A 13977-nucleotide genomic window follows, 5' to 3' on the forward strand; every position below is an offset into this window, starting at 1 on the left:
AAACACCTTTGTTCAGAATGCTTAGAAAAATACTAAAAAAATTAAAGAGGTTGAGTTTTTAAGTGATTCAGTGGGAAAGTCACCTTGGGGTGTTGTAAAGCACGATTCGAAAAGAAAATAACTTTCGATGATTATATTCCTGATTAAGCATCCTTTTTGGTGCTTTTTTTTTAAAAACATTGACGGACTCAGCAAAATTGCAGGGTCGTTTTTTTACATAACATTTTGTATTGAGTTTTTTCCTTAAAAAAAGAACTCGATAACGAGTCCTTTTCCCATTTGTTGAGTACTATGATGCTCTTTCAATAGTAAAATATGAATCTACTAATTTGGTTCTTGAAGAATTTGAATAGATTTTAATTTCATATTTGAAATAATAGTATTTTGAATCACTATCCATCCATTTCTTAACTTTCCACCAATAATTTTTATCTTTTGGAAGTTTAACTGAACCCATAGCATACCCTGCTACACCTGCCCAAAATGCAGTTCCTATCTGTCCTACAATAGTTGCAGAAATGCCAGCCATAAGGGCTTTAGAAAGCCAACTTCTTGATTCGTTATAAAACACATTATTACCCTTAGTAGTTCCTACATAATCCCAAGTATAAACAGGACCATCGGGAACATTAACAAAAGCGGTATGATCACCAGAGCCTTGAACTTCCTCTTTCAATAGTACTTGACTTTCTTTTGAAATAACTTTTGCGGAATCTGACACGGTAGTATAATCTACTTGAGGATTTACTTCTTTCTCTACTGTTGGACTTACTGGTTCCATTGCTTGAGTTTTTGGTGGTAGCAAAGTTGCACTACTACCAATTAAAACGACGGTTGCTAAGATAGATGTTGCGATCTTTTTCATTTCTTACCTCCAATAGAAAAATGTGGTTTTTAGTAATACCAAATATTATGATATACTAAATTTCATGGAAAATAAACATTTTTTTAACGGAATTAGGAGTTGATTACCATTTTTCGTAAAGTGGAAAATAAAACTGAACTATTGTTGATAGGGGTAGTTGTAGCAATTTGTATTGGTTTCTTTTCGGTAACAAAACTTTCGATTTGGCTTTATATCATGGCAGCTGGACTTTTTATTTCAGGATTTATATTTAGAAAACCATCAAAAAAAGATATAGTCATGGATTTTACAGGCTTTTTATTACTTTGTTTAATATTTTTTGTAGGACAAAATTTCATTTTTTAAATCAATAAGATTGATCAAGAAGGGTGATAAAATCACTCTTTTTTTGTTACGTAATTACCTTATCCATTGAGTTATCAAGCTACGATTAGTCGGTTTTGAAAGAGAATCAATATTCATTTGCCCTAAACTTTATTTAGACCTTAATCATAAGCTTGAAAAAAGGTCTGTAAGGAGTTTTTTGGACGCTGAACCCCATTGACCAATTAAAAATAACCTCATACAGACTAATCTGAGAGGTCATTGTTTACTTCTTTTTTCTTCTTCTAACTTCCTTTGTTTTGCCCGATAAAGTTTTAGTATGTAGTGGTAACATTTTCGTATGTTTTCTTCAGTATGTGGCCCCTTGATTATAGTCACTTTCAATAAATTCACCTCACATATCCAAAAAAACATTAATTTTTGCATTTGACTTAAGGTCTATTTGTTGTCTTTTTGATCTTTTTTCATCTTCATTCGCAAATCTTCCATCACTTGTTTACGTAAAATTTTATATAAATATTTATAAGCTTCTTTTTCTGTCTGTTCAAAATTAGGTCCCTTTATAAAAGTTACCTTCATATATCCTCCTTCACATATCAAAAAAGTCGTCCGCTTTAGCGTTTGGTTCTATCTTTCTTATTGCTTTCATAACTTTTTTAATCGTGCTCATACTTGGAGAGTAATTGGGTTCGGAACAAATTCGGCTTGCTGTATTCCTTCCGATCATAGCAGCCTTGCATAAATCCTCCTGAGTATATCCATGCCTATCTATAAATTTTCCAACTTTACTGCGTTTTTTGCCAATTCCCCACATTGCAGGATCTCCCTTTCATACTTGTTATTTACAAGCATTATCGACAAGAGTTAGACAACCTATTCAAAATAGTTTCGCCAGCTATTAAAAAAATATTTTACTAATTGGTGAAACATGGACAAGCGGTATGACATAGGCTTATAACACGAAATAAAAACAGCAGAAAACGTGCAGCAAATATTTCTATACAGGATTTCATATGTTTTGAAAATCAATTCCGTAATAGATTCAACTATGTATCGTTACTGCAATTGTACAAGTAGAAACATTGTTTATGCAAGAAAAAGAAAACATGTTAAGAACTTAGAAGGGTGAGAGATAGGAATGAGAGAAAGCGCGAGGGAGAGAAAGGAAAGAGATAGGAAAGAGATAGGGGGAATAAAAATGTTCAAACAAAAAACAGAGGTTATACCTTTTAGAGAATTTATGCGCCGGCAAGCGATACCCCTAAAAGAACAACCTTATACTCCTATTTTATATTCTTTGTTGCCTGGTATGTCCATAGAAAGTTTTTTTAATATGTCACCTCAGATGACAGGACTGTATGCCCTTGTATTAGGTGCAGGAGCTTTAGGCATACTTTCACACCTAATTGAAGTGAACGCAGCTAAAAGTGGGTTTGAGAATGTCGATAACCCGTGTTATTTTTCCTGTTGGTACATTCAGCTTCATAATTTGGGTCCTATTTAAAATCATATAGGAGGGTTATGGGATGCTTAATGAATTTATTAAACGTCATAAGGCTAAGAGTCACTTAAATAAGTGTTTTGTGAATGCCGGATTATATCAGACTTATAAAAATAGCAACGTTGATATATCAAGGCCTATGTAGATCATGTAGATAATGTAGATGTTATTCTATTTTAAAATAAAAGAGAAGTACTTATATATCTAAACAAATATTAGGAATCTTAAGAGATCGACAAAATAACTCGAATTAGTGTACTAATCAGTATGGGTATGGTGGTGTTTATGGTAGTGGGGACAAACTGGGACACAATCAGCCAAACTGTCCCCAATTTTATAAAATGGAGCATATTCTATCCTATGGGAAAAGCTATGATATCGGGCTTAATCGAACACGATCTGTATTAGTCATTATGAATAACTTACATTGACAGGGTGGAGGTCGCTGGTTCGAGACCAGTGGGAATCATACACAAAACCCTTAGAGGATAAACCGTTCTAGGGTTTTTTATTTTTGATGTAAAAAAGGCAGATTACCTGCCCTTTTCACTGTTAATTATGTTTTCTCCGTTTGCAGCACTTCACTTTTTTTATATCATTTTCATCGTAAATAGTTTTGGGTCTATTATTTTTCTTTGTCAACTCTTCAAGCTTTTGTATAGCTTTATCAAATTCTTGAATGGACATTTCATTTTTTGCCAAAGATGAACATAGTATTGCATATGCAATTGGCATAACATCAACTAGGACGTTTACATTGACATCTACATCAGAATTACCGCTATTATTCATGTGCGATGTATTTGATATACGCTCATCGTAGTTTTCTCTTCCCCATGATAAAAGGTCTGTTACTTTCTGTTCATAATTTGAATTTCCCATACAGTTTCCTCACTTATTTAGTACATATTAATTTCAATTCAAACCTGAATTATTTATCTAGATCCAAATCAGAATCAGATTTAGAATGAGCACGTACTTTTGCTTTAGAGTCAGAATCAATGTCAATATCAACATAAACTTTAGAATTTCCACTATCAAAGACTTTAGCGATGTTAACATTTTTGTTTTCATCGAGATTTTTTAATTTGTTGTCGTTTTTTAGATCGTTATCATTTTTTGAAAAAATTTTGCTATCAAAGTCAATATCTGCTTTTGCATGACTATCTGATTTAGATTTGCTCAAGTTTTTGGATTGATCGTCATCCGAATGACAATTTTTTTCTTTATAATCTCCCATTTCCTCATCACTCCTTTTCAGTTTGTAATAGTATATGTGTATCTATAAAAATTGAATAGATTATTGACTTGGAAGATTAGCCTGATTTTGAAAACATAAGAATAATAAAAAAGATAAGGAAAATAAAAATAGTTGGTATTTCACCAGTCCAAAAACTTAATCTTTTTCAACATTCATTTAATTTTCTATCTTCCAAAGAGGAATCAGAGATTAAACTTAGGAGGAAATCTCAAGAATCTAAAACTCGATTTCTTGCAGAAAGGCTAATGACCTAGGTACAGGTGGAGCCAGGAGGCCCTGAGAACAACAATGTTAATCATCTACCTGAACCTAAATATCCAGGACCACAAAGAAAGACCATTCAGCCTACATCTAAGATAGGATGAATGGTCTTAATAGAATTTCAGGCAATGCTTTTTAGTTTATACAGCTTAAGAGGCTATACATTATTTGACTTACGATGATTTTAAGATTTGGTATAATTCAAATCCCAAATGATCCCAAAGCTATCCTTGACTTTAGCGTATTTTGCTCCCCAGAATGTATCTTGAAGTTCCATTAGGATTGTACCTTTTTGACTTAAAGCATCGTAGTATTTTTGAATTTCTTCTTCACTTTCTAATTCAAGAGCTAATGAAACGTTAGTGCCGATCTCTACTGAATGGTCTAAAAATGTATCAGATGCCATGAGAAATAAACTGCCTTTTTTAAATTGAGCATGCATGATTCTTTCATCTGCTTCTGGTGGAGTTGGAAAGTCTGCCTCACCAAAGGTTTGGATATTTAAGACTTCGCCATTAAATACTTCCTTATAATACTCTAATGCTTCTTTGGCATTCCCGTTAAACGTAAGATATGGCGTTGCTTGATGTTTCATTTTCAACACTCCTTCTACATTTTTAATATTTTTTAATGATAACCAATCTAATTGCATTAGTAACATTTTTCTCAATGAACGAAGTCACAACTACTTTGCTTGTTATAAATTTTAAACACTTCCAGTTTTTTAGGAGTATTCCATCACCTGAGGCATAAGCTTTTCTGTTAAGAGACCCAAGCATGATCAATTGGCCCAATATGTACTTTTTAAGACCAGCTCCTCATTTCATTCCTCCTTCGGACCCGTATCACTTTTATTGTAGGAACAAACGTTCCCTTTGTCAATGTTAAATTTATATTTTCTAACATAAATAAGCATAAAATGGTAATAAGTCTTTTGCTTAAGAAAACATAATGGAGCTCATCATGAAAAATCTCAGAATACACTTAATATTAAATTTGTCCTAACTAGTGAAAATGAATTGAAAAGATTTAACAGAGGTATTTCAGCTGCTGAATGCAGATGGTATAATTGATTTGAATTGGAATAATTATGTAGAATTAAAGGGAAACACGCGTCTTGGAAGTTCAAGTCTTTTATAAGGAAGAAGTATATCTCTTTAATTCTGAAATTTCAAAAAACGGGATACCAGGGGGATTTAAATGAAACTAGGAGTCAGCTCATATAGCTTTTATTCTGCACTGCAATCTGGGGAAATGACGATTGTAGATGCTATTCATTGGATAAAAGCAAATAATGGGGAGCATATTGAAATTGTTCCTATAGGATTTACGTTAGATGACAATGACTCATTAATCGCTGATATTGTTAAACACACAAAAGAAGTGGGAATCGAAATTTCTAATTATGCAGTAGAGGCAAATTTTGTTGATAAAAATGAACGTCAGTTTCAAGATGAACTTGAAAATTTAAAAAGGCAGGTTGATATCGCAAATAGGCTTGGTGTCAAGAGGATGCGCCATGATGTTGCTTCAAGGCCTCGGAACAATACTTCAATCATTCAGTTTGAAAGGGATTTACCGATTATTGTAGAGGTTTGCAAGGAAATTGCAGATTATGCCGCGGAATATGGGATAATAACGAGTATTGAAAATCATGGTTATCACGTGCAGCATGCAGATCGTGTCAATAAAATCGTTCATTTAGTAGATAGAGATAATTTTAGGACAACACTTGATGTTGGTAACTTCCTATGTGTTGATGAAGATCCATTATCGTCTGTTATACGGAATCTATCGATTGCATCAATGGTGCATGTTAAGGACTTTTATATTCGTCCTTTTTCCCATAACCCAGGAGATGGATTTTTCCAGACAACAACAGGTAATTATTTACGCGGAGCCATTGTCGGCCATGGTGATGTTGACATTCCGGGCATTGTTAAGGTTATGCAATCTTCTGGTTATGACGGGCACATATCTTTAGAATTTGAAGGAATGGAAGAATGTAAGAACGCTATAAAAATTGGTTTAGATAATATTCGGCGAATTTGGAATGGCAAATAAGGCTCTTCTGAAGTTGTTTTACTCATTGAATCCGTTTTCATGTTAAAACGATCTTTACACGTAAAATTTTTTGCCCGATTCACCAACACCCGGGCATTTTTGCTAGAATTGCCGAAGGGGACAGTCAATAATATATAGATGAGGTGGAAACTATATGGATCGTTATAAACAAACAATTTCTGATTTTAATAATTATAAACCTATGTTAACAAAACGAGAAGATTTTGATGATTTTTGGGATTCAGCAATCCAGCTCTCTAATTCGACTCCCCTGCAAGAAACTATTGAGCAAATGGATTATCCAATTAATGAAGTAATCGTGAATAAGGTAACTTATCAAGGAATAGATGGCACACCGATTCAAGCCTATTATCTTTTACCAAGCAAAGCACCTGATCCATTACCTTGTTTGATTTGTTTTCATGGCTATGGCGGCAGTAAAGGCTCTCCATCTAGATATACGCACTGGCTTATTCAGGGCTATGCTGTGCTGGCTGTGGATGCAAGAGGGCATGGAAAAACAGGAGAATCCTCTGTTTATACGACAGGGCATGCTGGTTCATGGGCGACTCAAGGACTGCTTGATAAAAAAGAATATTATTACTACAAAGTATATACTGATTCAAAAAGAGCAATAGATTTTGTCATGAATCGGCCAGAAATAAATCATGAACGAGTCGGCATTATCGGGGGAAGCTTTGGCGGGGGAATTAGTTTAGCCGTTGCTGCGTTAGATTCCAGACCTAAACTCTTCGCCGCAGATGTACCAAACATGTGTAACATTGAGCTCGCCATCGAGCAAAAAATGGAAGGGTCTCTTACTGCTATTGAAACTTATCTTGCCAAAAACCCAAAGTATGTCGACAAGGTTTTAGAAACCTTGTCTTACTTTGATAATCTCAACCTTGCAAACCGGATACAAAAAAAGATTCGAATCTCAGTTGCCTTAAAAGATCCTGTCTGTCCCCCCCAGACAATCTTTGGCGTTTATAATCATATCTCATCTGAAAAAACATTGATTGTTCATCCATATGCAGGCCATGATGCACCAGGGACAGAAGAGCATATCGATCAGTTGATTCAGTTTGTTAGGGAGAATTTGTAACTGGATTTTAGAAATTTTTTTCATACATTTTTACAAAAAACTTATCCTTCTGCAAGCTTTATGGATTAAATGGTTTAGGAAAGATATTTCCTCCCTTTGACACGAAGAAACCACAGCAAAGGCTGTGGTTTCTTCGTAAAGCCAACTATTATTAAAATGTTGGTGATTAGAAGGGGAGTAAAAGCTTAGAGTTCTTTTTCAACCTCATACTTTAAATAGAAAGCTTCTAAAAGTTTTTGTTAATATTCACTTGTTTATTGTTCCAGACGTTTAAATCTGTAATATCACTGTTCGTATAAATTCCATACTTTGCGTTTATTAAGGTATTGTCTAATATTGTATAATCTTTAAGTACATCATTTGAATGATTAGAGGTAATTGCTATTATAGATGTATTTTTATCAGTTCCTTTATGTCCATTTTTCAGATGATTTTTTATTATTTTAATATGACTTGCATTCGCCACGTCAATGATTCTTCCATAATGGCCAACCCCAGTGATCGTGTTATCAACTATTGTAGAATGATCAGCATAGATAGAGATAGCTGACCACATGTCATGAAGGTTGTTATTTGGATAGGTGGTATAGAAATTGTTTTGATAAAAGTTATTATATATTTTATTCCCCTTAATCAGAACTCCAGGAGATTGTATCTTTATTGCTCTTTTATATGTATATGAAAATGAATTGTTAAGTATTTTAAGATTAATTTTATCTTTAAACCCTTGTACGACAATTCCATCTCCATCATCTTTTGGGCCAATATTTGTGATGCTTGAGTTGCTGATTGTAATATTTTTTGGAGCCGGCTGATTGCTACTGTCAGGGCGGATTAATATCCCTCTAGCCACATAGTGCCCCCACCCTTTTACAGGGTTTCTAGCCATCACATTCTCTATGTAATTTTGATCCATTATGATGTTTTTTGTTCCGCCCTTTACTCTTATCGCACTTACGGTTAAGCGAGATAGGGAGCGGGCTTCTGGTTGTGTGAAATTTTGAATGACATTTTCCGAAATGACGACACGACTAGAGCTCTCTTCGATTGTAATACCACGCAGGGCAGTTTTCTTTCCGTTCACTGTAAGATTACGAATAATGATATTCGATCCCTTCACTCTCATAACCGTTATTAAGTCAGCTGATGCATTTATTTTGGCATTTGACCCGTACACCTCAGTATTATCAGAAATATGTAATTCCTTCGATATCTTATATTCACCCTCTGGAAAATAAATTTTATTGTCAGCTCCATCTTTTAAAGCGCTTTGGATGGCAGCTGTGTCGTCGGACACTCCATCTCCTTTAGCACCGTAATTTTTTACATTTATGACGATCGTTTCATCAGTTAAGAGAGTTGGAAATATGTAAAAAGAAGCAACAATAACAAAAAATGAAAAAATGATTCTTTTAACCACTATGAAACTCCTTCATGATTAGAATTTGGTATCAATACCAGCATTGATTCAATTTTATTTTAGTAAGATAAAAAACATGTTTCTCCGATAAGGATATAGGAGGGAAAAGAATTGGTCAATCGATGAAGGTGAAATGTTCAAAATTGTTATTGAAAAATTAATAATATTAACATTGTAATCTTGGAGAAATTGACTTCTATCGTTTATTGCATCTTAAGTGACCAATAACGTGCAGCATGGGGTATATCGGTTTGGAGTGTAAGCATTTGTGACCTGCATTTAAGGGCATCATCTAAACAAACTTTTTCCCTTTTCCTTTCTCCGGCATAGTGATTTTTAAAAATTCAATGTAATTCTAGCATGTAACAAATGCTGTCGTGTCTTATTAATTGCAATCATGTGGAAAAGTAGACTTTACCTCTATATCGTGCAATGGGAATTTATCATACGTATAGTTTCAAAAAGTATCCATACAATAAAAAGGTGTTTTTGCTTAAGAAACTCACTTACTTATTTTGAAGGGGTTATGGTATTCATATTGAAGCATATCGACGCGGCAGATATTAATATTTCGGAGAGTTTCATGGAACCATTTTGAATTCAAACTTTCCAACAATAGGTTAATGAAAAAGCGGTGTCCATTCTATAATCCAGTACAATGAAAGAGAAATTGTAAAAAATATGTATGAACCACTCATGTTACAACACTGTATCAATATATAGAGGTGTTTTGATGCTTTTTTTTATCGGAACATTAATATTTCTATTACTGTTAACCATTATCGTTATTCGATTTATGGGTAAATCAGCTTTAGCACAATTTACTCCCCATGACTTAGCTGCATTATTTTTTATCATTACCCTCGCTATTAAACCCATTCAGGTGAAGGGGGTTAGTCAAGCAGTCATCGGTATTGTCATAGTCATTGTGGTACATATCGTCTTGACAAAGCTTAGTCTTTATCGCTTGCTAAATCGATATGTCATTGGAGAACCTACTATATTAATTAAACATGGCAAGTTGATCAAAAAGAACTTAGAGTCCAGTCGTCTGTCTTTACGGGAATTAGTGTCAAGTATTAGAAATAAAGGATATCCTGATATTGCTGATATCCAGTATGCTATTCTTGAACCAAACGGTGAAATCAGTGTTTTGCCAAAAGAGGACACATTGCCAGTAACTCCAAAATTATTAGACCATCAAGTGACTTATCAAGGGCTGCCGCTTGCTGTTGTCATCGAGGGGAACATCCAGTTTCATAATTTGAAATTAATCAATAAGGATGAAAAATGGCTCAGAAAAGAACTTGAAGCGGCTGGGTATTCAAAATTGAATACAATTTTTTATGCGTCGGTTCGAGATACCAATCATTCATTAAAAGTCGATGATGGGAAAGGAAATCTGGGATCAATATAATTCGTTCCATAATCAGGGATAGTATAATAATTTTAAGCAGAATAGTTTTTCGTTTTTTTGAAACTCCCTTTTTAAATTACATATAGATTTTGAATGGTAAAAATAAGATAAAACCAGGCGATGACCAACATGCCAGAGTATAGGAATGATAATTTGTGAAGGGTAAGGAAAAAAATCAAAGCAAAATGAATATTGATCATAAGTTAGAACAGAAGAAAATCAAAAATGACAAAAAGGATACGATCCTTTCAGAAAAATTAAGATATGAAAATGCAGATGAAATATATGAATAGTTAGACCTTGATAAAACTGCTTATGTTTTCACTCGAATGCAAATTCTAACGAATCGAATTGAGGAATCACCTATTTTTTGAAAAAGATTTGTTTTAGTGAAACCAACTTTTTCCTCGAATCCTTTCAGCTGGTTAATAGCGATTGCTATAACCGGCTTTTTTTTGTTTGTTAAAAGGAACCATGAAAAACGTATTGAGTAAAAAAATCCTTTTTAACCTATTTTTAAACTGAATCTTTATTTGTTTTAAATGTAGAAATTTATACTGATTATAAATCAAACAGAAGGGAGCCTGAAGTAATGCGACAATTAGAACCATTATTACAAGCAGAAAATGTTCATGTGTCAGTTGGAAAAAAAGCAATTTTAAAAGATATTCATTTATCTTTTGAAAAGGGGAAAATTTATGGTCTATTAGGTCCAAATGGTGCGGGGAAAACTACATTATTAAAGGTTCTGCTGGGGGTTTTTCCACCTACAAAAGGGTCGATTGCTTTTGATCATCATGACTTATATAAAAGTTCTAATATGAGTGCCATACATTCGATTGGAAGTATCATTGAGTTTCCAGGTTTTTATGATAATTTAACTTTATATGAAAATATCGAGCTGCATTTAAAATACTTAAAATTGGATTACTCCAAAGAGGAAATAGTCAAAGTATTGCTTGATGTGGGGCTGCATGAGCATAAGGATAAGCTTTTTTCACAAACATCACTTGGCATGAAGCAGCGACTGGGGATAGGTAGAGCCATTGCCCATCATCCTAAACTTCTACTGTTGGATGAACCGACGAACGGTCTGGATCCTCAAGGGATTAAAGAGGTTAGGGAAATGCTGCTAAGGATTGTAAAAGATAGAGAGGTAACAGTTATAGTGTCCAGTCATCTGTTGAGTGAAATTAATTTGATGGCAGATGAACTGATTATTATGAATAACGGGGAAGTTGTTTTTGAATCTAAATCCTTGAAAAGAACTCAAGAAATCTTCTTATATAAATTCCCTGTAAAACATTTAGACAGAGCTTTAATAGATAAAATATCTGAACATGTTCTAACAAGCGGTAAAGCATATAACGAATTTATTTCTGCTTTAAATCCAGAAAAATTAAGTAAGGAACTAAAGAATTATAGTGTTTCTTACAATGAAATGGAAGTGAAAGTTCTTTCTTTAGAAGATCTCTATTTAAAATTAATTGCAAAGGTGAAGACGAATGAATTTATTAGTGCGTAATGAATTTATGAAATTAAAAAGATTAAAATCAGTTTATCTTGTCTTGCTCTTTGGCTTTTTCCCGTACATTGTTAATACAATGGGTTTGTTTTTCATGGATATCGAGTTTGATTGGGAAAAATACTATATGTTTGTTTACAACCAATATGCCGTGCTTCTTCCTACTGTCATTTTCATCTTTTCAGGATTCTATTTTAATATCGAATTTAAAAATAAAACGGTATTAAATTGGATGGCATATCCCTATAACAAATTTCAACTCATCATTTCTAAAATTTTAGCAATCTATTTTTTATTGTTTGGCATTTCTTTCGTCAATCACATCATCCATTTAACTACTTTATGGCTGGTTTTTAAAAACGATATATTATTTTCAGAGTTATTGACACTTTTCCTCACATCAATGATTTTTACAGTTTTAAGTTTGTTGATTATTCCAATTGCTGGATTAGTGGCATTTATGACTAAAAACATTGTAGTAGTGATGATATTAGGAGTTGCTTCATTTTTTATCATGACAGTTCTTTTAGGTGCAGATCTTTCGATTATTTTCCCATTCTCCTATATATACCGAATAAGTATTCAAACATATATCAGCTCAATGGGGTATTCAGAGATCGGCCTGCAAACAGGAGGGGCAGTGATATTAGCAGCATACGTATCCATATCACTTCTGGGGCTTTATCTTTATTCTAAGAAAGTAAGGGTTTTTTAATTAAAGGAGGCGTTCGATTTGGAACAGATTTTATTTTTAATTTCAATGGCATCATTAGGAATTTCCGTTATTATATTTATTGCGAAGGTATTAAGCGGCGGCTTAGGAGAAGCATTTAAACTATCTAACAAATCCACGCAAACAATGTTCGGAATCTTTCTCTTATATGTCATCACTTTTGCTGGTTTTCTATTTATCAGTAATTGATCGTTTAATGGTTTTGGCCCTGAGGAGGAAAAAGCATGATAAAAAGCTTAAATGTTAACAATGCAGAAATGGCAGAAAAAATACTGAATGTACAAATACCAGCCTATAAGGTTGAGGCAGAAATGATTAATTTCCATGGGATCCCTCAATTAAAAGATACACCTGGAACTATAATGAATTCTAAGGAAAAGTTCCTTGGATTTATGCTGGAAGATGAGTTGGCCGGCTTTATTTCCTATACTGAAAATCATATTGCAATTGAAATTTGCAGGTTGGTTGTTCATCCTAGTCATTTTCGAAAAGGAATTGCTAGGAAACTAGTCGCTTTTGTGATGATGAATATGGTGAAAGATAAAAAAGCAGTTGTAAGTACTGGGGCAAAAAATCTGCCAGCAAAAAAACTATACAAAAGCTTTGGCTTTAAAGAAGTAAAGGACATTGAAGTTGCTCAAGCGGTATATATAACTTTATTGGAAAAAATATAATTTTCACTCAAGAAATGAAGGAATCGGCAACTAACCTAGGGCAAAAACAAGACCTCCATGACAGAGAGGTATTAAAGATCGACTTGTGAGCTAGAGGGACTTCTTGGACAATAGAAGCTCACTTTCATCCCTCAATAACTAAAGGAACTTAAAAGTTCTGTTAAGAACGAAAAGCTCAGGGGCGCTAGTCCTTCGGCGACCAGCATTCGGGCGAGCCGGCAGGGATTGGCTTATGAGCTAAGGACCGATGGGGCCTGGCCGGCAAAGGCGTCACGTCCTTATGCCTGCCGGCACTAGGACGACCTGTCCGCCTGAGCTGGACAATGATAACAAACTTTCATGCGTTAATACTTTAATCTGCTTAAACACAAAAAAGGAAGAACTGGTCCATCAGTTCTTCCCTTCTCTTTATGAGTTATTGTCGTTATTACCGCTTTGGCGTCCGCCCTTAGATCCAATTTCACGGTAGAAATCCTTATCGTGATTTTTTCTAGTTTGCTCTCCACCTTTTTCACCGATTTCCTGGTAGAATTCTTTATCGTGATTTTCTCTTGTTTTTTCTCCGCCTTTTCTTCCAGCTTCCTCACGACTCATTTTGTTATCATTGTTATTGTTTTGTGCCATTTTTAATTCCTCCTTTTTTAGTGCAGTACTTTTAAACTACCTCCCTCTCATTCTATTAAACGTTATTTTCTAAAAATAGTAGTTTTCTCCTCCTTGCTTGGTTGCTGGTATAATAGTCTAAAGGTGTGAGATTACAAGTTGAACGAGGGATTTTATTTAAAACAATCCAACCCTTTAAAAGAAATTTTTTATACTTGAGGAGT

General features: G+C 34.0%; 16 protein-coding genes and 1 pseudogene. 9 read left to right on the top strand and 8 right to left on the bottom strand.

The annotated features are described in order from the left end of the window. Positions 1-289: 289 nt before the first annotated feature. The 3 genes from IC621_RS12335 to IC621_RS12345 form a co-directional block, all read right to left on the bottom strand. Positions 290-865 carry a hypothetical protein gene (locus IC621_RS12335; RefSeq protein ID WP_191158619.1) on the bottom strand — a complete coding sequence of 192 codons (576 nt, stop codon included), beginning with the start codon at positions 863-865 and terminating at the stop codon, positions 290-292. A gap of 762 nt (positions 866-1627) precedes the next feature. Next, positions 1628-1768 carry a hypothetical protein gene (locus IC621_RS12340; RefSeq protein ID WP_191158620.1) on the bottom strand — a complete coding sequence of 47 codons (141 nt, stop codon included), beginning with the start codon at positions 1766-1768 and terminating at the stop codon, positions 1628-1630. A 10-nt stretch (positions 1769-1778) separates the two neighbouring features. Next, complete coding sequence (locus IC621_RS12345; protein ID WP_191158621.1) at positions 1779-2003, bottom strand: helix-turn-helix domain-containing protein; 225 nt, start codon at positions 2001-2003, stop codon at positions 1779-1781. A 384-nt stretch (positions 2004-2387) separates the two neighbouring features. Here IC621_RS12345 and IC621_RS12350 point away from each other — a divergent pair, with 384 nt between their 5' ends. Next, a complete protein-coding gene (locus IC621_RS12350) occupies positions 2388-2693 on the top strand; it encodes a hypothetical protein (RefSeq protein ID WP_191158622.1) in 306 nt (101 codons plus the stop codon). A gap of 549 nt (positions 2694-3242) precedes the next feature. On the opposite strand, the gene IC621_RS12355 is transcribed toward IC621_RS12350, so the two are convergent. From IC621_RS12355 to IC621_RS12365, 3 genes are all read right to left on the bottom strand, one after another. Next, entirely contained in the window at positions 3243-3572 is a 330-nt protein-coding gene (locus IC621_RS12355; protein WP_191158623.1) for a hypothetical protein, read from the bottom strand. 49 nt (positions 3573-3621) lie between these two features. Further along, entirely contained in the window at positions 3622-3930 is a 309-nt protein-coding gene (locus tag IC621_RS12360) for a hypothetical protein (protein ID WP_191158624.1), read from the bottom strand. A 466-nt stretch (positions 3931-4396) separates the two neighbouring features. Further along, positions 4397-4807 carry a VOC family protein gene (locus tag IC621_RS12365; RefSeq protein WP_191158625.1) on the bottom strand — a complete coding sequence of 137 codons (411 nt, stop codon included), beginning with the start codon at positions 4805-4807 and terminating at the stop codon, positions 4397-4399. A gap of 605 nt (positions 4808-5412) precedes the next feature. Here IC621_RS12365 and IC621_RS12370 point away from each other — a divergent pair. Further along, complete coding sequence (locus IC621_RS12370) at positions 5413-6276, top strand: sugar phosphate isomerase/epimerase family protein (RefSeq protein WP_191158626.1); 864 nt, start codon at positions 5413-5415, stop codon at positions 6274-6276. Between the two features lie 154 nt (positions 6277-6430). Then, complete coding sequence (locus tag IC621_RS12375; protein WP_191158627.1) at positions 6431-7381, top strand: acetylxylan esterase; 951 nt, start codon at positions 6431-6433, stop codon at positions 7379-7381. Between the two features lie 226 nt (positions 7382-7607). Here the strand turns inward: IC621_RS12375 and IC621_RS12380 are convergent, their stop codons facing one another. Further along, a complete protein-coding gene (locus tag IC621_RS12380; protein WP_191158628.1) occupies positions 7608-8801 on the bottom strand; it encodes a glycosyl hydrolase family 28-related protein in 1194 nt (397 codons plus the stop codon). A 733-nt stretch (positions 8802-9534) separates the two neighbouring features. On the opposite strand from IC621_RS12380, the gene IC621_RS12385 reads away from it, so the two are divergent. From IC621_RS12385 to IC621_RS12410, 6 genes are all read left to right on the top strand, one after another. Next, positions 9535-10218, top strand: a complete 684-nt coding sequence (locus IC621_RS12385; RefSeq protein ID WP_191158629.1) for a DUF421 domain-containing protein — start codon at positions 9535-9537, stop codon at positions 10216-10218. 155 nt (positions 10219-10373) lie between these two features. Beyond that, a complete protein-coding gene (locus tag IC621_RS12390; protein WP_191158630.1) occupies positions 10374-10511 on the top strand; it encodes a hypothetical protein in 138 nt (45 codons plus the stop codon). A 299-nt stretch (positions 10512-10810) separates the two neighbouring features. Then, entirely contained in the window at positions 10811-11743 is a 933-nt protein-coding gene (locus tag IC621_RS12395) for an ABC transporter ATP-binding protein (RefSeq protein ID WP_191158631.1), read from the top strand. Then, complete coding sequence (locus tag IC621_RS12400; protein ID WP_191158632.1) at positions 11724-12458, top strand: ABC transporter permease; 735 nt, start codon at positions 11724-11726, stop codon at positions 12456-12458. The genes IC621_RS12395 and IC621_RS12400 overlap by 20 nt, the downstream gene beginning before the upstream one ends. An 18-nt stretch (positions 12459-12476) precedes the next feature. Then, positions 12477-12665 carry a hypothetical protein gene (locus IC621_RS12405; protein ID WP_191158633.1) on the top strand — a complete coding sequence of 63 codons (189 nt, stop codon included), beginning with the start codon at positions 12477-12479 and terminating at the stop codon, positions 12663-12665. Positions 12666-12700: 35 nt separating this feature from the next. Next, the gene (locus IC621_RS12410; RefSeq protein ID WP_191158634.1) at positions 12701-13150 is read left to right on the top strand and encodes a GNAT family N-acetyltransferase; all 450 of its coding nucleotides are present in this window, start codon (positions 12701-12703) and stop codon (positions 13148-13150) included. A gap of 423 nt (positions 13151-13573) precedes the next feature. Here the strand turns inward: IC621_RS12410 and IC621_RS12415 are convergent. After that, positions 13574-13774, bottom strand: a pseudogene (locus tag IC621_RS12415) (KGG domain-containing protein); the annotation flags it as partial. Positions 13775-13977 lie beyond the last annotated feature (203 nt).

It is taken from the genome of Metabacillus arenae, assembly GCF_014773385.1.
In the GTDB taxonomy this organism is placed as follows: Bacteria; Bacillota; Bacilli; order Bacillales; family Bacillaceae; genus Metabacillus_D; species Metabacillus_D arenae.